At 36.7% G+C, this 20051-nt stretch carries 18 protein-coding genes; all 18 read left to right on the forward strand.

Going from position 1 to position 20051, the window contains the following annotated elements:
* Positions 1-14 precede the first annotated feature (14 nt).
* The 18 genes from mutS (at position 15) to FC66_RS06505 (ending at position 20049) form a co-directional block, all read left to right on the forward strand.
* Positions 15-2594, forward strand: a complete 2580-nt coding sequence (mutS, locus tag FC66_RS06420; RefSeq protein ID WP_057974558.1) for a DNA mismatch repair protein MutS — start codon at positions 15-17, stop codon at positions 2592-2594.
* Between the two features lie 16 nt (positions 2595-2610).
* Positions 2611-4584 (forward strand): DNA mismatch repair endonuclease MutL, encoded by a 1974-nt coding sequence (mutL, locus tag FC66_RS06425; RefSeq protein ID WP_057974559.1) that lies wholly within the window; start codon positions 2611-2613, stop codon positions 4582-4584.
* Positions 4585-4720: 136 nt separating this feature from the next.
* Positions 4721-5335 (forward strand): Holliday junction branch migration protein RuvA, encoded by a 615-nt coding sequence (ruvA, locus tag FC66_RS06430; protein ID WP_057974560.1) that lies wholly within the window; start codon positions 4721-4723, stop codon positions 5333-5335.
* Positions 5336-5350: 15 nt separating this feature from the next.
* A complete protein-coding gene (gene ruvB / locus FC66_RS06435) occupies positions 5351-6367 on the forward strand; it encodes a Holliday junction branch migration DNA helicase RuvB (protein ID WP_057974561.1) in 1017 nt (338 codons plus the stop codon).
* A gap of 17 nt (positions 6368-6384) precedes the next feature.
* A complete protein-coding gene (queA, locus tag FC66_RS06440) occupies positions 6385-7425 on the forward strand; it encodes a tRNA preQ1(34) S-adenosylmethionine ribosyltransferase-isomerase QueA (protein ID WP_404825140.1) in 1041 nt (346 codons plus the stop codon).
* A gap of 16 nt (positions 7426-7441) precedes the next feature.
* Positions 7442-8587, forward strand: coding sequence for a tRNA guanosine(34) transglycosylase Tgt (gene tgt / locus FC66_RS06445; protein WP_057974563.1), 1146 nt, complete (start codon positions 7442-7444; stop codon positions 8585-8587).
* A gap of 84 nt (positions 8588-8671) precedes the next feature.
* Positions 8672-9031 (forward strand): preprotein translocase subunit YajC, encoded by a 360-nt coding sequence (gene yajC, locus FC66_RS06450; RefSeq protein ID WP_057974564.1) that lies wholly within the window; start codon positions 8672-8674, stop codon positions 9029-9031.
* 168 nt (positions 9032-9199) lie between these two features.
* Positions 9200-10687, forward strand: coding sequence for a glucose-6-phosphate dehydrogenase (gene zwf / locus FC66_RS06455; protein WP_057974565.1), 1488 nt, complete (start codon positions 9200-9202; stop codon positions 10685-10687).
* A gap of 166 nt (positions 10688-10853) precedes the next feature.
* Positions 10854-11996 (forward strand): DNA polymerase IV, encoded by a 1143-nt coding sequence (gene dinB, locus FC66_RS06460; RefSeq protein ID WP_057974566.1) that lies wholly within the window; start codon positions 10854-10856, stop codon positions 11994-11996.
* Between the two features lie 57 nt (positions 11997-12053).
* Complete coding sequence (locus tag FC66_RS06465) at positions 12054-12734, forward strand: metal-dependent hydrolase (RefSeq protein ID WP_057974567.1); 681 nt, start codon at positions 12054-12056, stop codon at positions 12732-12734.
* Positions 12735-12749: 15 nt separating this feature from the next.
* On the forward strand, positions 12750-13703 hold the full coding sequence (locus FC66_RS06470) for a DHH family phosphoesterase (protein ID WP_057974568.1): 954 nt from the start codon (positions 12750-12752) through the stop codon (positions 13701-13703).
* A 1-nt stretch (position 13704) separates the two neighbouring features.
* Positions 13705-15030 carry a DEAD/DEAH box helicase gene (locus tag FC66_RS06475; RefSeq protein WP_057974569.1) on the forward strand — a complete coding sequence of 442 codons (1326 nt, stop codon included), beginning with the start codon at positions 13705-13707 and terminating at the stop codon, positions 15028-15030.
* Positions 15031-15305: 275 nt separating this feature from the next.
* Entirely contained in the window at positions 15306-17963 is a 2658-nt protein-coding gene (gene alaS / locus FC66_RS06480) for an alanine--tRNA ligase (protein WP_057974570.1), read from the forward strand.
* Between the two features lie 146 nt (positions 17964-18109).
* A complete protein-coding gene (locus FC66_RS06485) occupies positions 18110-18370 on the forward strand; it encodes an IreB family regulatory phosphoprotein (RefSeq protein WP_057974571.1) in 261 nt (86 codons plus the stop codon).
* A gap of 8 nt (positions 18371-18378) precedes the next feature.
* Positions 18379-18813: a Holliday junction resolvase RuvX gene (gene ruvX, locus FC66_RS06490; RefSeq protein WP_057974572.1), complete on the forward strand. Its 435-nt coding sequence runs from the start codon at positions 18379-18381 to the stop codon at positions 18811-18813.
* 14 nt (positions 18814-18827) lie between these two features.
* On the forward strand, positions 18828-19121 hold the full coding sequence (locus FC66_RS06495) for a DUF1292 domain-containing protein (protein WP_057974573.1): 294 nt from the start codon (positions 18828-18830) through the stop codon (positions 19119-19121).
* A gap of 144 nt (positions 19122-19265) precedes the next feature.
* The gene (gene zapA / locus FC66_RS06500) at positions 19266-19520 is read left to right on the forward strand and encodes a cell division protein ZapA (RefSeq protein WP_057974574.1); all 255 of its coding nucleotides are present in this window, start codon (positions 19266-19268) and stop codon (positions 19518-19520) included.
* Positions 19521-19524: 4 nt separating this feature from the next.
* The gene (locus FC66_RS06505) at positions 19525-20049 is read left to right on the forward strand and encodes a CvpA family protein (RefSeq protein ID WP_057974575.1); all 525 of its coding nucleotides are present in this window, start codon (positions 19525-19527) and stop codon (positions 20047-20049) included.
* The last annotated feature ends 2 nt before the right edge of the window (positions 20050-20051 follow it).

Below are 20051 nucleotides of genomic sequence, written 5' to 3' on the forward strand. Positions count from 1 at the left end.
AGGGCATCTCGACTATGCCGCAAAAAACGAAACAGACACCAATGATGATTCAATATTTCGACATTAAAGCACAGTATCCTGATGCTTTTTTGTTTTACCGTTTGGGAGATTTTTATGAATTATTTTACGACGATGCCATTAAAGGCTCTCAACTATTAGAATTAACGCTAACGACACGCAATAAAAAAGCGGATGATCCAATTCCAATGTGTGGTGTTCCTCATCATGCTGCTCAAAACTATATTGATATTTTAGTTGAAAAAGGGTATAAAGTCGCCATTTGTGAACAAGTCGAAGATCCTAAGTTGGCTCAGGGCATGGTTAAACGAGAAGTCGTTCAATTGGTCACTCCGGGAACGACAATGGATAATGGTATAAATGAATCCAAGGAGAATAATTATTTAACGGCCATAATTGAAGATGGTGGGGTATTTGGATTTGCTTACGTTGATTTATCAACAGGTGAACTCAAAACGAGTCGTCTGGATAACTTGGATAATTTAATTAACGAATTAATGAGTTTAAGAACGAAAGAAATTGTGATTAACAGCAGCTTATCCAATACAACAATTGAAACGTTGAAAAAGTTAAATATTATGCTCTCAATACAAGAACTTGGTGAAAGCCATGCTGAATCAAGCTACGCTATTCAAGACTTAACGGATTCGTTAGAAGTGACCGTTGTCACGGATTTATTGACGTACCTTTCAGTCACACAAAAGCGCAGTTTAGACCATTTACAAAAAGCAGTTCATTATGAACCTGATTTTTTCTTGAAAATGGATCATTATTCAAAATACAATCTAGAATTAATGCAAAATATTCGAACGGGTAAAAAACAGGGGACCTTACTCTGGTTACTTGATGATACAAAAACGGCAATGGGTGGTCGGTTACTTAAACAATGGATTGACAGACCGCTTATTAACTATGCCGAGATTTTAGACCGCCAAAAAAAGGTTGATTTACTGATTAATCATTATTTTGAACGCAGCACGTTACAAGAAGAATTAGTTAAGGTTTATGATTTAGAGAGGCTGGCCGGACGTGTTGCTTTTGGGAGTGTGAATGGACGAGATTTAGTCCAGCTTAAGCTATCACTTAGGCAAGTACCCAAAATTAAATACGTATTGGAAGAAATTAACGATGGGACTTTTTCCGATGTTATTAATAAGTTAGACCCAGTTGATGACGTCGCTAATTTGATTGAACGCGCAATTGTTGAAGAGCCACCATTATCAGTGACCGATGGACATTTAATTAAGCAGGGATACAATGATCAGCTTGACGTCTACCAAGATGCCATGAAAAATGGTAAACAATGGTTGGCAGAGATGGAAGCAAAAGAACGAGAATTGACGGGAATAAAAAACCTTAAAATTGGATTTAACCGTGTTTTCGGTTACTTTATTGAGGTAACCAAATCTAATATTGTAAATGTGCCAAAAGATCGATATGAACGTAAACAGACGCTAACTAATGCTGAGCGTTATATTACGCCCGAGTTAAAAGAACGGGAAAGCATCATTTTAGGAGCCGAAAGTAAGGCGATTGATTTAGAATATAAATTATTCGTTGAAATTAGAGAAACCGTTAAAAAATCGATTGAACGCCTACAATTGTTGGCACAAGGGATTGCGACACTAGATGTTTTACAAAGTTTTGCGGTTGTCAGTGAAGATTCACATTTTGTGAAACCACTTCTATTAAAAGAAGGGCATCAATTGGCAATTACAGCTGGTTGGCACCCAGTAGTCGAAAAAGTTATGGGCAAACAAAGTTATATTCCAAATGATGTTAATATGCCAGAAACGCTAGATATATTATTAATTACGGGACCAAATATGTCCGGTAAAAGTACGTATATGCGTCAATTAGCATTGACGGTTGTGATGGCTCAAATTGGGTGTTTTGTACCGGCAGAAGCAGCCAAAATGCCTATTTTTGATCAAATATTTACTCGGATTGGTGCGGCCGATGATCTTATTTCGGGGCAGAGTACATTCATGGTTGAGATGAAAGAAGCTAATCAGGCACTTAAAAATGCGACAGAGAACAGTTTAATCTTATTCGATGAACTTGGTCGAGGAACGGCAACGTACGATGGTATGGCACTTGCACAAGCTATTATTGAGTACGTGGATAAACATGTTCACGCAAAAACACTTTTTTCAACTCATTACCATGAATTAACGGTACTTGAAGAAACGGTTAAATCTTTAAAAAATGTCCATGTAGGAGCTATCGAGGAAAATGGTGAATTAGTCTTCTTACACAAAATTCAAGATGGCGCCGCAGATAAATCATATGGGATTCATGTTGCTAAATTAGCAGGGATGCCCACGGAATTATTAAGTCGAGCAACGTTAATTTTGACTGATTTAGAGCAAAAAAATGAACATTCAAATACAACATCGAATTCTCAACAAACCATTAATGAAGAAGAAACACAGTTATCTTTATTTACGTCTGAAGAGTTATCGAAAGACCAGTCAGCAGTTATGGATGAACTTAAAGCACTTAACTTGATGAATATGACGCCAAGAGATATTATGAACGTCTTATACGATTGGCAAGAGAAATTGAACAAATAAGACTGAAGGTGATTAAATGACGAAAATAATCGAGTTACCCACAATTTTAGCGGATCAAATTGCTGCTGGTGAAGTGGTTGAAAGACCTGCATCCGTTGTGAAAGAACTAGTTGAAAATGCAATTGACGCACATGCTACACAAATTGACGTTGTCGTTGAAGAAGCTGGACTTAAATCAATTAAAATTATTGATAATGGGGACGGTATTGAATCATCGCAAGTTGAAAATGCGTTTAAACGGCACGCCACAAGTAAAATTACGACAAGAGAAGATTTATTTAAAATCAGTACCTTAGGTTTTCGTGGTGAGGCATTACCCAGTATTGCGTCAGTTGCTAAAGTAACTATGAATACAGCAGTTGCTGGACAATCCGGGGCTTTTATTGCAGTTAATGGTGGCAAGATAGTTGATGAAAAATCATCCGCTAGTCGTAAAGGAACGGAAATAACCGTTTCTGACTTATTTTTTAATACACCTGCCAGATTAAAGTATGTTAAGTCATTGCAAACTGAAATGTCAGTTATTAGTGACATGATGAACCGACTGGCAATGAGTCACACAACTATTTCTTTCTCATTGACACATGGAGACAAGGAAGTGCTGAGAACAACTGGTAATGGTCAATTACAACAGACTATCTCTGCCATTTATGGCGTAAAGAGTGCGCGTCAAATGCTGGAATTTAGTGGTCACGATTTAGATTTTAAAATCAGCGGTTATACATCTTTACCAGAATTGACACGCGCCGGAAGACAATTTATCTCTATCTTAATTAATGGCCGTTATGTTAAAAATACTAGTTTGAATAAGGCTATTATTAAGGGGTATGGATCAAAATTAATGGTTGGACGGTATCCGGTTACGGTTTTAAATATCCAATTGGACCCTTTGTTAGTTGATGTTAATGTTCATCCAACGAAGCAAGAAGTGCGGTTAAGCAAGGAATCCGAGTTAACTGAATTAATTAAAAAAGTAATCTACGAACGAATTGCTAAGGAAAATTTAATTCCGGAAGCATTAGAAAATTTGAGTTCAAAAAAACGCGAAAAGATAGATACCGATCAACTACAGTTTGATTTAAATGAAGCCTCAAGTAAATATCAATCTAAACCTAATTTTGTGCTAGGGAAAAAGAAATCAGTGGCTAGCACACCGGTTGATGTCAGCAGTAGTGAGAAACTAAATGAGTTGTCAGAAGCAATTGAGCCAATCTCAATTCAAGTTGCTGAACAATTGGAATCAAAGCGTGTTAGTGATTTTGAAAATCGGTATGCTAACGAGGATAATTTAGAACCATTTTCAATTGATCAGCGAGTTAATCTAGTCGATGAAAAAGAAATCAGCGATGAAGAAGAGTTGACGACCAAGAAAAGTGAACAAAGATTTCCGGATTTAAAATATATTGGACAAATGCATGGGACGTATTTATTTACGGAGTCTGAGGATGGGCTGTATATTTTAGATCAGCATGCTGCGCAAGAACGGATTAATTATGAGTTTTATCGAAAGCAAATTGGTGAAGTTTCTAGTGATTCACAAAATTTATTAGTTCCTATCGTTCTGGAGTACACGGCAAGTGAAGCTATGATTATTACCGAGCATACCGAGATATTGTCAGAAGTTGGACTCGTTCTTGAACCGTTTGGTCAGAATAGTTTTATTATTCGACAACATCCAACGTGGTTTAAAGAAGGCCAAGAGGAGAGTACAATCAGAGAAATGATTGACTACTTGTTAGCGGATGGTAAAATATCGGTTGCAGAGTTTAGAGAAAAATCAGCGATTATGATGAGTTGTAAGCGAGCAATTAAAGCAAACCATCATCTTGATGATCGACAATCTAAAGCGCTGATAGCTGATCTAAAGAGTGTGGAAAACCCATTTAATTGTCCACACGGACGTCCAGTACTGGTTCATTTTTCAAATCAAGATATGGAACATTTTTTTAAACGAATTCAAGAGTCGCATCAAACGGGTCATGAAGGTTAAATTTAGAGTCAATTATTGCTGAATACTTGGCGATGATTGATTTTTTTGTAAGGTAAGGAGCACCTGTATAAATAAGTGGTCTATGGTACACTATTAAAAGTAGAATGATGTAGATTAAGAAAAGTGGGAAAATAATATGTATGAGTATTTTATTGGACAGATAACTGCTGTAACGCCTTTTTATCTTGTTTTGGAAGTAAATGGAATAGGGTATCAAATTTTTGTTGCTAACCCATTTAGGTATCAAGAAGATACCGAAAAACCCGTTAAAGTTTTTGTTTATCAGGTGATTCGTGAAAATGATATGACGTTATTTGGGTTTTATGATTTAGATGAAAAAAAATTATTTGAAAAGTTATTAAATGTATCTGGAATTGGTCCTAAGAGTGCACTTGCAATCTTAGCAAATGATGACCACCGTGGCTTAGTAAATGCGATTAATACAGAAGATGTTAGTTACCTGATTAAGTTTCCAGGTGTTGGTAAGAAAACGGCCCAACAAATTGTGCTTGATTTGAAGGGTAAGTTGGATGACATTGAAGGTCAGGCGGCAACAATGCCAGGCCAACAATCGCTTGATTTTATTCCGTCACAAGCATCACCATTTATGAAAGAAAGTCTTGAAGCTTTATCTGCATTAGGTTATTCTCAACGTGAGATTAAAGCCATCAGTAAGAATTTAACTTCGTTTGAGGCTGATTCAACGGATGCTTACTTACGAGAAGGTCTAAAATTATTAATGAAAAAATAAAAGGAGGTCGATAAGATGACAGAACAACGGATTATTTCAAATGAACCTGAAGACAATCAGGAAGAATCCATTGAAAAGTCGCTGCGTCCCCAATTTTTATCACAATATATTGGTCAAGATAAAGTGAAAAATGAATTAAGTGTTTATATTCAGGCCGCAAGACAACGTGAAGAAGCACTTGATCATGTCTTATTGTATGGACCACCTGGGTTAGGTAAAACAACACTTGCAATGGTCATTGCTAATGAAATGCAAGTTCAGATAAGAACAACAAGTGGACCCGCAATTGAAAAATCCGGAGATCTTGTCGCACTTTTAAATGAATTACAACCTGGAGATATTTTATTTATTGATGAAATTCATCGTTTACCAAAAATGGTAGAAGAAATGTTGTACTCGGCTATGGAAGATTTTTTTGTCGATATTGTTGTCGGACAAGGACCTACCGCTCACCCCGTGCATTTCCCGTTACCACCATTTACCTTAATTGGTGCGACAACTCGAGCTGGATTATTATCGGCACCTTTGCGGGATCGGTTTGGCATCGTTGAACATATGGCGTATTACAATCAGTCTGATTTACAAGAAATTGTGATCCGTTCTGCTGATATCTTCAATACAAAAATTGAAGAAAGTGGTGCGCATGAGTTGGCTCGTCGATCACGAGGAACGCCAAGAATTGCCAATCGTTTATTAAAAAGAGTTCGTGATTTTGCGGAAGTCTCCGACCAAAGCGAAATTAATCAAATGACGGCTGATCATGCGTTAAACTTGTTAGCTGTGGATAATCGCGGGTTGGATGAAACGGATCGGAAATTATTAGAAACCATGATTGATTTTTATCAAGGTGGACCGGTGGGCTTAAGTACTCTGGCAGCAAATATTGGTGAAGAGACAGAAACCATCGCTGAGATGGTTGAACCTTATTTGATGCAAATTGGCTTTATCAAACGAACACCAAGGGGACGGGTTGCTACAATGGAGGCTTATGAGCATCTGAACCGACCTTATAATTTTGACGAGAACAAATAGAGAAGGATGACGATATTTTGACTAAACAACTAAGTACTGAAGACTTTGATTATGAGCTACCTCAAGCCTTAATTGCGCAAACGCCATTAGAAGAACGTGACGCATCACGGATGTTGGTTTTGGATCATGAGACTGGCGATATCCAAGATGACTATTTTTACAATGTAATTGATCAATTGGATGCAGGGGATGCATTGGTGATGAATGATTCTCGGGTAATGCCCGCTAGAATTCATGGAATTAGGCCCGATACTGGTGGTCACATTGAAGTGTTATTGTTAAATAATACTGATGGCGATAACTGGGAAACCTTGGTGAAACCTGCTAAAAAAATGAAGATTGGTTCTGTGATTAGTTTTGGTGATGGTCGACTGACGGCAACTATTACAAAGGAATTAGAACATGGTGGTCGAATGATTCGATTTGATTATGACGGGATTTTTATGGAGATTTTGAATGAACTTGGTGAAATGCCATTGCCTCCTTATATTAAAGAAACGCTTGAAGATCAAGAAATGTATCAAACCGTTTATTCAAAAGAGGTTGGATCAGCCGCAGCACCTACGGCAGGGTTACATTTTACAACACAGTTATTAGAAAAAATAGAAGAAAAAGGCGTTCATTTGGTTTATCTGACGCTGCACGTTGGGCTAGGAACATTTAGACCTGTTAGTGAGACAAATATTGAAGATCATAAAATGCATAGCGAGTTTTATCGATTAACAGCTGGCTCGGCTAAAATGTTAAATGAGGTACGTCAATCGGGCGGCAAGATTATTGCAACCGGAACAACCTCAATTAGAACGCTTGAAACAATTGGATCAAAATTTAACGGTGATATTCAGGCTGACAGTGGTTGGACTGAAATTTTCATTAAACCTGGCTATGAATTCAAAGTCGTTGAAGGGTTTATCACTAATTTTCATTTACCAAAATCAACATTAGTGATGTTAGTTGCGGCATTTACAGGAAGAGAAAATATATTAAACGCGTATAAGCATGCGGTTGATGCTAAGTATCGGTTCTTTAGTTTCGGCGATGCAATGTACATTAAATAGAATGGAGAATTAATAAATGGTAGAACCAGCAATTAAGTATCGCTTAATCAAAAAAGATAAACGAACTGGTGCTAGACTTGGTGAGATTATTACGCCGCATGGGACATTTCCAACGCCAATGTTCATGCCCGTGGGTACATTAGCTTCAGTAAAATCTATGGCACCTGAAGAGTTAGATGAACTGGGTGCTAATATTATTTTATCGAATACGTACCATTTATGGTTACGACCCGGTGAAGATATCGTTCAAGAAGCCGGTGGACTGCATAAATTTATGAACTGGGATAAAGGTATTTTAACTGATTCAGGTGGTTTCCAAGTTTTCTCATTAGCTAAGATGCGTGATATTAGTGAAGAGGGCGTTAAATTCAAGAGTCATTTGAATGGCGCCAACTTATTTTTATCGCCAGAAAAAGCCATTCATGTTGAGAACGCATTAGGTGCTGATATCATGATGAGTTTTGATGAATGTCCACCATTTTCAGAAAGCTATGATTATATTAGTAAATCAGTTGATCGGACGAGTCGTTGGGCTGAACGTGGTCTTAAGGCACATTTGAACCCTAAAGAACAAGCATTGTTTGGGATTGTTCAAGGTGGCGGTCATCGTAACTTGAGAGAACGTAGCGCACGCGATTTGGTCTCAATGGATTTCCCCGGTTACTCAATTGGTGGGTTGTCTGTTGGTGAATCGAAAGCTGAAATGAACCGCGTTTTAGATTTTACAACACCATTATTACCCGAAGACAAACCTCGTTATTTGATGGGCGTCGGTTCAGCGGATGCTTTGATTGATGGGGTATTACGTGGAATTGATATGTTTGACTGCGTACTGCCAACACGAATTGCCAGGAATGGAACGACAATGACTTCAATGGGTCGCGTGGTCGTAAAAAATGCTAAATACGAACGCGATTTTAGACCATTGGATGAAAATTGCGATTGTTATACATGTAAAAATTATACACGTGCTTACTTACGTCACTTAATTAAGGCGGACGAAACATTTGGTATTCGTTTAACGAGTTACCATAATTTATATTTCTTAACGCATTTAATGGCTGACGTTCGTCAAGCAATCATGGATGATAACTTATTGGAATTTCGTGAAGCATTTTTTGAACAATACGGCTTCTATGATAAAAATCCTAAGAATTTTTAAATTTATTTGAATAGGTATGGTGTTCAGTCAAGAAGTTTGATACCCTTGTATAGTAAGAAAATAGAAAATAGAGGTGGCTAATTAATGCAATATAGTAGTATTTTAATGATTGTGGCGTTATTCGTTTTGATGTACTTCATGATGATTCGCCCACAAAAAAAACAACAACAAAAACAACAAGATATGATGAACCAATTAAAACCTGGGGATGCAGTTGTTACTATCGGTCGTTTACATGGTGTTATTGATAGCTTTGATGAAGAAGCAAAAACAGTTACGCTTGATTGTGACGGTATTTTCTTAACATTCGAACGCTCAGCAATTGCACGCGTACTTCCAGCCGCTGTTGAAGTAACACCTGCAGCTAAAGAAGAACCAGCTGTTAAAGAAGAAGTGATTGAAACAAAAACTGAAGAAGATAAAGCTTCATCAGACGAAAAATAGATATTTTTAAGTATTAACTTTGATCTAATTAAGGTTAATACTTTTTTTATTGTCCGTTTTAAGACCAAGTTTCTTGTTTATTTTACTAATAAAATGTAAACTTATATTATTGATTTTGATACTAATAAAGAGGACTGAGACCTCAAAAAACGAGAGTGGTGTGAAGTAATGGAAACTCAACAAAAAGCATTATTTATTATCTTTGGTGGAACCGGTGATTTGGCAAAACGTAAATTATATCCTTCTCTTTTCAAGTTATTTGAAAAAGGATTTTTAAATGAAAATTTTGCCGTTATTGGGACTGCAAGACGTCCTTGGACAGACGATTTTTATCGAAATGTTGTTACTGAATCCTTAGTTGGAGTCAGTGGAGATAAAACTAAAATCGCTGATTTTGCCTCACATTTTTATTACCAATCGCATGATGTAACTGATGTTGCGCACTACATAACGTTAAAGAAATTGGCTGACGACCTTGATGCTAAATATCAAATTGAGGGTAATCGTATGTTTTACTTAGCAATGTCACCTCAATTCTTTGGGACAATTGCAACTCATTTGGGCTCTCAAAACTTGGTTACTAAAAATGGATTTAATCGTTTAATTATCGAAAAACCATTTGGTCGAGATTTTGAAAGTGCCAAAAAATTAAATGATGAGATTGCAAATACTTTTGATGAAAGCCAAATATTTAGAATTGATCATTACTTAGGTAAGGAAATGATTCAAAATATTCCGGCAATTCGCTTTGGTAATATAATTACGCAAACATTGTGGAATAATAAATATATTGATAATATCCAATTAACATTAAGCGAATCATTAGGCGTTGAAGAACGTGGTGGTTACTATGAAACAAGCGGTGCTATGCGTGATATGTTCCAAAATCATATTATGCAGGTAGTATCATTGTTAACGATGGATATGCCAAAAGAATTTGTTGCATCAGAAATTCGTAAAGAGAAATTGAAGGCCTTAGAGGCTATTCGCATTTTAAAACCTGAAGAGGTTGATGCAAACTTTATTCGTGGACAATATGGAGCTAACAAGGCAGGGACTGAAAAGGCCTACCGCGATGAAGAACAAATTGCACCAGATTCGATGATGGAAACGTTTATTGCTGGACGCTTAATGATTGATAACGAGCGTTGGTCCGGTGTACCAGTTTACGTTCGAAGCGGTAAGCGTCTCGTTGAAAAAAATACTGAAATCAATATTGTTTTTAAAAATGTTGAAAAAAATATTTTTGGAACGAGTGATGAACATGAACATTTAGGTAAAGATGTATTAACGATCACGATTGAACCTGATGAGCGCTTCAGACTTACAATTAACACTAAAGAAATTGGTCAAGGATTTAATACAAATAAAACTAATTTAGATTACGTTAATTCTCCTGAGACAAAAGCTAATACACCAGAAGCGTACGAAAAATTACTTTTGGATGCTTTAAATGGGATTGCGATTAACTTTGCGCATTGGAATGAAGTTGCTAAAGCTTGGAATGTGGCAGACGTCATTTTGAATTCATGGCATAATAACGATGATGACAAGACGATATTCCCTAACTACCTGAGCGGTTCGATGGGGCCAGAAGCATCAGCTAAGTTATTAACAGATGATGGCAATTACTGGATTTATAATCCTGAAAAATAATTAAAAGTAACGTTTCGATAATAATCGAGGCGTTATTTTTTTTGCAAACGATTCTTTATTGCGAACGGGGCGGGTAAGAAGTCAAGGTGATAGATGACAATGATGAGTGATTGGTTTTAAATAGAACGTATGTTTGTTATAATGAATTAAGAAAAGGGGTGGACTAATGGCTGAGTTGAATGGTATCACAATAGATGAAAATTTATTAAAAAGGAAAATAATTCATGTTGATATGGATGCTTTTTATGCATCAATTGAAGAACGTGAACATCCCGAATTTATCGGAAAGCCATTAGTAATCGCTCATGATCCGAGAAAAAATGGTGGTCGTGGCGTTGTTGCCACAGCTAATTATGAGGCCAGAAAATTAGGTATCCACTCTGCCATGGCGGCACAAGAAGCTTATGAAATTTGTCCTAAAGCTATCTTTAAAGCACCGGATTTCACGTTGTATAAAGAGGTTTCAAGTCAACTTCATGAAATATTTCATGAATACACCGAAATGATTGAACCAATTGCATTTGATGAAGCCTATTTGGATGTTACGCAGAACAAAAAAGAAATTAAGAGTGCTATTCAGGTGGCACATTTGATTCAAAGAGAGATTTATCAGAAATTACATTTGACCTGTTCAACAGGCGTTTCATACAATAAATTTTTGGCAAAATTAGCATCAGATTATAATAAGCCGGCAGGTATGACGCTAATACTTCCAGGCGATGTTATTCCTTTTTTATCCAGCTTACCGATTGGGAAATTTAGGGGTGTTGGTAAAAAAACGGCTCCTAAGATGATTGATCAAGGTATTTTTACTGGAAAAGAACTGTTGGAAAAATCTGAGGTTGAATTAATACAACAATTTGGTAAATTAGGCTATTTCCTATACAAACGAGTGCGTGGCGTAGATGACAGACCAGTTGAATGGCAAAGAGAACGAAAGTCTATTGGGAGTGAGCGAACATATGGGAAATTGTTGATGACGATTGACGAGGTGGAAACTCAGCTTAGATATATTGCGAGCTTAGTCTCGGAAACGTTGAATAAACAACAGAAACATGGGAAAACATTAGTTATTAAAGTTCGGTATCAAGATTTTACGACGCTCACAAAAAGATTAACATTGGACGAATTTATCCGTAATGATGCGGCCACGATTTATTTTTATGGTCGGCAGATATTTGATGAAATTTTAGGTGCCGAGAAGGGGATTCGGTTACTTGGATTAACGATGACAAATTTGGCACCAATCGGTTTTGAAAACATGAAGTTGCCTTTATTTGAAAAAAAAGTGTTGAATCAGCCTTTGTAATTGGGCTCAATAACCGTTATACTTAAGAGCAACTTTGGAAATGAAAGAAGATTAATCATGAAAATTACATGGCTTGGACAATCCAGTGTTCAAATTATTACTGATAATCAGTTAACGATTTTAATTGATCCATTCATTAAAGACAATCCATTAGTTAAGACAACTGTTGCGGAATTAAATCCGGATTACATTTTGGTAACCCATGCACATTATGATCATGTGGGTGATACGATTGAGTTGGCTAAGCAATCTGATGCTACGGTTATTTCAATTACTGATTTAGCTAATTATTTTAAATCTGAAGGATTAACGGTTGAAGCATTGAATTTTGGTGGTCAACTTATGCTACCATTTGGCTCGGTGAAACTTGTGCCAGCATGGCATACCGCTGCACTCGCCATTGATGACGATCCTAGAACGTTAGGTGTTGCAGCGGGTTTTGAGTTACATATTGATGGTAAAGTTCTGTACCATGCCGGCGACACAGCTTTGTTTTCAGATATGAAGTTAGTTAACCACATGGAACCCGTTGATTTAGCATTCTTACCCATTGGTGATACTTTCACAATGGGATTAGAAGATGCGGCAATTGCGGCTGAGTTTGTTCAAGCTAAAAAGGTTGTGCCAATCCACTATAATACGTTTGCAAAAATTGAGCAGGATCCTGTTGAGTTCGTTCAATTATTGAATGATGGTGTTGGTATCATTCCCGAAATTGATGTTCCGTTTGAGTTTTAAGAAGGAGTCGTTTAAGTGAAAATTGAATTAGAGATATTAAAGAAAATTAAACAATTTGATACAATTATTATTCATCGACATCAAAGTCCAGATCCTGACGCAATTGGATCTCAATCTGGATTAGCAGCGATAATTCGTGCAAGCTTTCCCGAAAAAAAGGTTTACCAAGTTGGTGCACCATCGGCTGGGTTAGCCTGGATTAGCGACCAAGATGAAATTGCTGATGATTTGTACAATGATGCGCTTGTAATTGTAATTGATACGGCTAATCGACCAAGAATCGAAGATGATCGCTATACGACAGGGGCATACCTAATTAAGCTTGATCATCACCCAAATGAAGATGTTTATGGTGATTTGGTTTGGGTAAAAACAGGGGCATCAAGTAGTTCCGAATTAGTCATGGATTTAGTTGATCAAGTTGAGGGCGGATTAACCGTAACTGATGACGCGGCCAGAATGCTTTATGCTGGTATCGTTGGTGATACCGGTCGCTTTATGTATTCGGCAACGACTGCGCACACAATGCAGGTGGTTGCCGAATTAATGGCTTATCATTTTTCAACAACTAAAATAAACCAAAAGATGGATAATATTACGGCAGGTGTGGCTAAATTATCAGGCTATGTATATGACAATTTAGTGATTACGGAGCATAAAGCCGCATACGTTGTATTAACGCATGATTATCTTGATTCAATAGAGTTGGGCGATGCTGGCTCATCTCAAATTGTACCGTTACCAGGTAAAATTATTGAAGTTCAATGTTGGGCAATTTTTGTTCAACAAAAGGATGGTAGCTACCGCGTTCGATTACGTTCAAAGGGACCAATAATCAACCAATTAGCAAAAGAGCATGACGGTGGTGGACATCCCATGGCCAGTGGTGCAAGAGCCAAAGACCAAGCAGAGTACGAAGAAATAGTTAAATCACTTGATGACTTAGCTAGGACATACACAGGAGAATAAGATGCCAGAAAACTTTAAAAATTTTGGCCTAAAATCGTATCTTTTAAAAGCGATTGAGGCGATTCATTTCAATGTACCAACGGAAGTTCAACAACGACTAATTCCCGTTATTATGAAGGGCAAAAGCGTCGTAGGCCAATCCCAAACAGGGAGTGGTAAAACACATACTTTCTTATTACCAATCTTTAACCAAATTGATTCAACTAACAATACGGTTCAAGCAGTTATCACAACGCCAAGTCGTGAACTTGCTTACCAAATTTATGAAGCTGCAAAACAATTGGCAGAATTTAGTCCTGAACCAATTCATATCCAAAATTATGTTGGTGGGACAGATAAACAACGTCAAATTGATAAATTAAGTAGAAGACAACCACAAATTGTTATCGGGACGCCTGGACGAATTGCTGATTTAATGGGTAGTAACGATTTAGACATCCATAATGCCTCAATCTTAGTTGTCGATGAAGCTGATATGACGCTTGATTTGGGATTTTTGAAGGAGACGGACCAGATTGCTTCGGCCTTACCTTCTGATCTTCAAATGATGGTCTTTTCAGCAACGATTCCTCAGAAGTTACAACCATTTTTAAAGAAGTACATGAAAAATCCGGTTGTTGAAGAAATTGCTGCTAAGTCAGTGATTAGTGATACGATTGAAAATTGGATTATTCCGACAAAAGGACACGATCGAAATGAAGTTATTTATCAATTAATTACAATGGGCCAACCTTATATTGCACTTATTTTTGCCAATACAAAAACGCGTGTTGATGAAATTGTTGAATACTTACGTGGCAAAGATTTAAAAGTTGCCAAAATTCATGGGGATGTTCCAGCTCGTGAACGAAAACGCGTAATGAAAGAAGTACAAAAATTAGATTTTCAATATGTGGTTGCAACTGATTTAGCTGCCCGTGGAATTGATATTGAAGGTGTTTCACATGTTATTAATGATGATATTCCAAACGACTTAGAATTCTTTATTCATCGAGTTGGACGTACTGGTCGTAATGGCCTTAGCGGAATTGCGATGACATTATATGAACCAAATGAAGAAAATAAAATTGCTGAATTAGAAGCAATGGGTATTAAATTTGCGCCCAAAGATATTAAAAAAGGCGAAATCGTTGACTCTTATGATCGTAATCGTCGTGAAAATCGTAAACAAACAAAAGATCCTTTAGCTCCCGTTATTAAGGGAATGGTTAAAAAAGAGAAGAAAAAACGTAAACCTGGATACAAGAAAAAGATCCAAAAAGCAATTAAACGTAAAGATCAAATGGATCGTCGCGTTAACAGAAAGCAAAATCGTAAAGAATCGTAAGCTAGATTTGACAATTTGAGTGGTTTTCAATATAATTTTTATTAGAAACAAGGATAATTTTAAATAGATGGACAGAAACATTTCGTTTGCTGAGAGAAATGATTATTTAAAAGAGCTACCTTGTGATATGAATGTAGAGAATGACGTCCACTCAACGTTATCGAGCTTAAGAGGTAAACGACTAAAACATCGTTGCAAGTAAGGTGGTACCGCGCTATAAGCGTCCTTACTCGCAGCGGTGTTTTTTGCTTAAAAATAGAAGGGAAGTTACACCTATGAAAAAAATGACAAGTACTGAAATTAGACAAATGTATCTAGATTTCTTTAAAGAAAAAGGGCATACCATTGAACCAAGTGCTTCATTACTCCCCGTAGATGATCCAACGTTATTGTGGATCAATTCGGGCGTGGCCACTTTAAAAAAATATTTTGACGGGTCAGTTGTACCAGAAAACCCCAGGATTACGAATGCGCAAAAAAGTATCAGAACAAATGATATCGAAAATGTAGGGAAAACAGCACGTCACCATACGTTATTTGAGATGCTAGGTAACTTTTCAATTGGTGATTACTTTAAACCCGAAGCAATTAATTGGGCTTGGGAATTACTGACAAGTGAAAAATGGTTTGCTTTTGATCCTGAAAAATTATACGTTACCGTTTATCCAAAGGATTTAGAAGCGAAACGGATTTGGTTGGAAGAGGTTAAATTACCCAAGAATCACCTTGTAGAAGTAGAAGATAACTTTTGGGATATTGGTCAAGGACCTAGTGGACCCGATACAGAAATATTCTATGATCGTGGACAAAGTTTCAATAATTTGGCTGAAGATGATCCTGAGAATTATCCTGGTGGTGAAAATGAACGTTATCTAGAAGTTTGGAACATTGTTTTCTCTGAATTTAATCACACACCTGAAAATACGTATGAACCATTACCTCATCAAAATATTGATACGGGGATGGGCTTAGAACGTGTTGTTTCTATTTTCCAAAATGCTAAGACTAATTTTGAGACGGATCTATTTTTACCATTAATCGATGCAACTGAAAAAATGAGTGATAATAAAAAATATGACGATAATGAACAAGATGATATTTCATTTAAAGTTATTGCGGATCATGTACGTGCTATTTCGTTTGCAATTGGTGATGGCGCATTGCCTTCAAATGAAGGACGTGGTTATGTTATCCGTCGTTTAATCCGTCGTGCTGTTATGCATGGACAAAAATTAGGTATTGAAGGATCATTTTTAACGCAACTTGTACCCGTCGTTGGAAATATCATGAAGGATTATTATCCGGAAGTTTTAGAACAAGCTGAGTATATTTCTAAAATTGTGCGTTCTGAAGAAGAACGTTTTAATGAAACGTTAAAAGATGGATTGCAATTGTTGAATAATCTGATTGAGACAACTAAGGCAGAAAATAAATCAGAATTATCTGGTGCCGGAGTCTTTAAATTATATGATACTTATGGATTTCCATTTGAATTAACAAAAGAATACGCAGAAGATGAAGGCCTATCAGTCGATCAAGAAGGTTTTAATGCAGAAATGCAACAACAAAAGGAACGTGCCCGCGCTGCTCGTGGTAACGCGAAGTCAATGGGCGTTCAAAATGGGTTATTAACCGATATTAAAACGGTTAGTGAGTACGTCGGATATACGCATCCCGATGTTAATGAAACAGAAATAGTTGATTTAATCGTTGATAATGAATTAGTGGATACGATTAAACCGGGAGACAATGCACAGGTTATATTCTCTAAGACACCTTTTTATGCTGAGATGGGTGGACAAGTTGCCGATAAAGGGACTGTTAAAGATACGAGTGGTAATGTCATTGCCGAGGTAGAAGATGTTCAGCATGCACCAAATGGACAAAACTTACATGCGATTAAAGTTCTTGCACCTATGGAGAAAAATCAATTAGTATCTTTAGAAATTAATCAAGATTTCCATAAGAAAGTTGAAAAAAATCATACGGCCACTCATTTACTTGATCAAGCATTAAGGGATGTCTTGGGTGAGCATACTCACCAAGCTGGATCACTTGTTGAACCAACTTATTTACGTTTTGATTTTACAAATATTGGTTCTGTTTCAGAAAAACAATTGGAAAAAGTTGAAAAGATTGTTAACGATAAAATTTGGGCTGAATTGGCCGTCGAGACGGTTGAAACGGATATTGAATCTGCTAAGAATATGGGTGCTATTGCTTTATTCTCAGAAAAATATGGCAAAATCGTTCGTGTCGTTAAAATTGGTGATTATTCAATTGAGTTCTGTGGTGGGACACATGTTGCTAATACCAGCGAAATTGGTTTATTTAAAATCATTTCTGAATCAGGTGTTGGTGCTGGTGTTCGCCGAATTGAAGCAGTAACTTCTAAAGAAGCATTTGACTTTTTAAATGGTCGAAGTACCCTTTTAGAATCAGTGGCACAACAAGTAAAAGCTAATAAAGTTGTGGAAGTACCTAAGAAAATAGAACAACTTCAGGCTTCATTAAAAACTAGCGAACAACAGATTCAAGCATTTGAGGATAAAATTGCCAGCCAACAAGCTGGAGATGTCTTTAAGAATAAACAAGAAATTAATGGTAAAACACTTATCGCAGCACAAGTTTCGGTTTCCGGAATGTCTCAATTACGTCAGCTTGCGGATCAGTGGAAAACACAGGGCTTATCAGATGTCCTGGCAATTGGAACGACAAGTGATGATGGTAAAGTTAATTTAATTACTGCCGTTAGCGCCGATGGAATTAAATCGGGGTTAAAAGCTGGAGATTTAATTAAGACAATCGCACCGTTCGTCGGTGGCGGTGGTGGTGGCCGACCAGATTTAGCACAAGCCGGTGGTAAGAATCCAGCCGGGTTGGGTGACGCAATCAAAGAGGCAACAAATTGGTTAGAAAATCAAACTAAATAAAAATTAAAGGAGTATTTATCTATTTAATTAGGTAAATACTTTTTTGTTATATTACGGCTTGATTACATCAGTCTATTTTGATTGTCGGATGCGTTAATTTTTAGTAGAATAGAGGTAAGTTAATAAATAGATGGGGGTGCCGCTTTATGAGTTCATTAGATAAAACAATGTTCTTTGAGTTCGACGAAAATAATAAAAAAGATGTCCACGATACTTTGGTGACTGTTTACCAGTCGCTAGAAGAAAAAGGGTACAATCCTATTAACCAAATTGTTGGCTATTTGTTATCGGGCGACCCCGCGTATATCCCTAGATATAATGATGCGCGGAACTTAATTAGAAAATATGAACGTGATGAAATTGTGGAAGAATTAGTTAAAAATTACTTAAATAAAGAAGAAAAGTAGGCAGTTAAATGAGATTAATGGGCTTGGATGTTGGTTCAAGAACGGTTGGCGTTTCAATGAGCGATTTGTTAGGATGGACTGCCCAAGGCGTTGAAATTATTCGTATTAATGAAGACAGAAGTGAATTTGGGATTGATCGCGTTAAGGAGCTGGTTGCAGAGTACGAAGTGACTGGATTTGTGATTGGATTACCTAAAAACATGAATAATTCATTAGGTCCACGAGCCGAAGCCGCACAGAAATACGGTGATTTATTGGTAGAAACTTTTGGACTACCTATTGATTTTCAAGATGAACGGTTGACAACGGTTGAGGCAGAACGTATGCTTGTTGAACAGGCTGACACATCAAGAAAAAAAAGAAAAAAAGTAATTGATAAACTTGCCGCAAGCCTTATTTTACAGAATTATCTAGATGGTAAAGGCAAATTAACTAAAGAATAAAGTGAGGGCACAACATGAATAATGAAGAAGAAAACCAACAAATTACATTGGTAGATGATAATGGTAATGAAACACTTTTTGAAGTTTTATTCACATTTGAATCTGATGATTATAACAAATCATACATCATGCTCTACCCATTAGGTTCAGAGGCAGATGAAGAGGTTGAAATTCAAGCCTACTCATTTAACCCCAATGAAAACGGTGAAGCAACTGAAAGTGATTTAGAACCAATTGAAGATGACGCTGAATGGGATATGGTTGAAGAAGTCTTGAATACCTTCCTTTCAGATGAGAGTATGCAATAAGATTTTATGTTGAAAAGTTGAGCCGGTTGGTTTAACTTTTTTATTTTGCTTAAGATTATCTTCTCTAAATTGTGATAACGTATATCTTTTATGTAATTCGTGGTAAAATTATTTTTAAATGATTAAATGCAAGGAGGGTGTTCATTGGAAAATCAAAAAAATAGATATAAAACAAAAATCGGTAAAAAAGTGTATACAATTGTTGGGTCAGAATCAGATATGCACATGGATGCCGTAGCAACATTAGTGAAAAATGAATTTCAATCTGTGAAAGAGATGTTACCTGAGATAGATGATGAACAGGCAGCCATGTTGGTCGCAATCAATGCTGTCTCAGATCAAATTAAATTGCAAGAAAAATTAAACGAAATTAATGGTGAAACACAAGTAAAGGAGTAATATTATGACAGTTTCTTTAATTGTTATTTTTTTATTAATCGTGTCATTTTTTAGTGGCTACAAACAAGGGTTAGTATTAACGCTTTTAAGGATGGTTGGATTTATCGCCATCTATTTATTTGCCCGTGTGTTAACCAATCCTGTCACTAATTGGCTTGGGGAATATTTTCCAAAATTTTCGACGACAGGCGGTACGACTATCGCAAATCATGTTCAAACTAATTTCTATTCGATGATTGTATTTTCTATCTTACTTTTAGTCGGTGGAATACTTGTAAGAAGTGTGATTAGGGTTGTAAATTCTGTAACGAAACTTCCTGTTATCCATCAAGTTAATTCTCTAATCGGAGGATTTTTATCTGTTGCGTTGATGTTTGTTTTTATTTTTGTTGGTTTGACCGTTTTATCAATTTGGCCAAACGAAACCATTAATGCATCCGTTTCAGAGTCAACTATCGCACAAAAAATACTAACAGAGACGCCTACAGTGGCCAAACAGATATTTATAACAAAAGAAGCCACGGATTAACG

Source organism: Dellaglioa algida DSM 15638 (assembly GCF_001434695.1).
Lineage (GTDB): Bacteria > Bacillota > Bacilli > Lactobacillales > Lactobacillaceae > Dellaglioa > Dellaglioa algida.

What these genes read in the sequence shown, in the direction of transcription:
- yajC (WP_057974564.1), top strand. Translation starts at nt 8,672, where the DNA reads ATGCAATATAGTAGTATTTTAATGATTGTGGCGTTATTCGTTTTGATG.
- FC66_RS06505 (WP_057974575.1), top strand. Translation starts at nt 19,525, where the DNA reads ATGACAGTTTCTTTAATTGTTATTTTTTTATTAATCGTGTCATTTTTT.
- FC66_RS06465 (WP_057974567.1), top strand. Translation starts at nt 12,054, where the DNA reads ATGAAAATTACATGGCTTGGACAATCCAGTGTTCAAATTATTACTGAT.
- zwf (WP_057974565.1), top strand. Translation starts at nt 9,200, where the DNA reads ATGGAAACTCAACAAAAAGCATTATTTATTATCTTTGGTGGAACCGGT.
- ruvX (WP_057974572.1), top strand. Translation starts at nt 18,379, where the DNA reads ATGAGATTAATGGGCTTGGATGTTGGTTCAAGAACGGTTGGCGTTTCA.
- FC66_RS06495 (WP_057974573.1), top strand. Translation starts at nt 18,828, where the DNA reads ATGAATAATGAAGAAGAAAACCAACAAATTACATTGGTAGATGATAAT.
- alaS (WP_057974570.1), top strand. Translation starts at nt 15,306, where the DNA reads ATGAAAAAAATGACAAGTACTGAAATTAGACAAATGTATCTAGATTTC.
- ruvB (WP_057974561.1), top strand. Translation starts at nt 5,351, where the DNA reads ATGACAGAACAACGGATTATTTCAAATGAACCTGAAGACAATCAGGAA.
- ruvA (WP_057974560.1), top strand. Translation starts at nt 4,721, where the DNA reads ATGTATGAGTATTTTATTGGACAGATAACTGCTGTAACGCCTTTTTAT.
- tgt (WP_057974563.1), top strand. Translation starts at nt 7,442, where the DNA reads ATGGTAGAACCAGCAATTAAGTATCGCTTAATCAAAAAAGATAAACGA.
- FC66_RS06485 (WP_057974571.1), top strand. Translation starts at nt 18,110, where the DNA reads ATGAGTTCATTAGATAAAACAATGTTCTTTGAGTTCGACGAAAATAAT.
- dinB (WP_057974566.1), top strand. Translation starts at nt 10,854, where the DNA reads ATGGCTGAGTTGAATGGTATCACAATAGATGAAAATTTATTAAAAAGG.
- mutL (WP_057974559.1), top strand. Translation starts at nt 2,611, where the DNA reads ATGACGAAAATAATCGAGTTACCCACAATTTTAGCGGATCAAATTGCT.
- mutS (WP_057974558.1), top strand. Translation starts at nt 15, where the DNA reads ATGCCGCAAAAAACGAAACAGACACCAATGATGATTCAATATTTCGAC.
- FC66_RS06475 (WP_057974569.1), top strand. Translation starts at nt 13,705, where the DNA reads ATGCCAGAAAACTTTAAAAATTTTGGCCTAAAATCGTATCTTTTAAAA.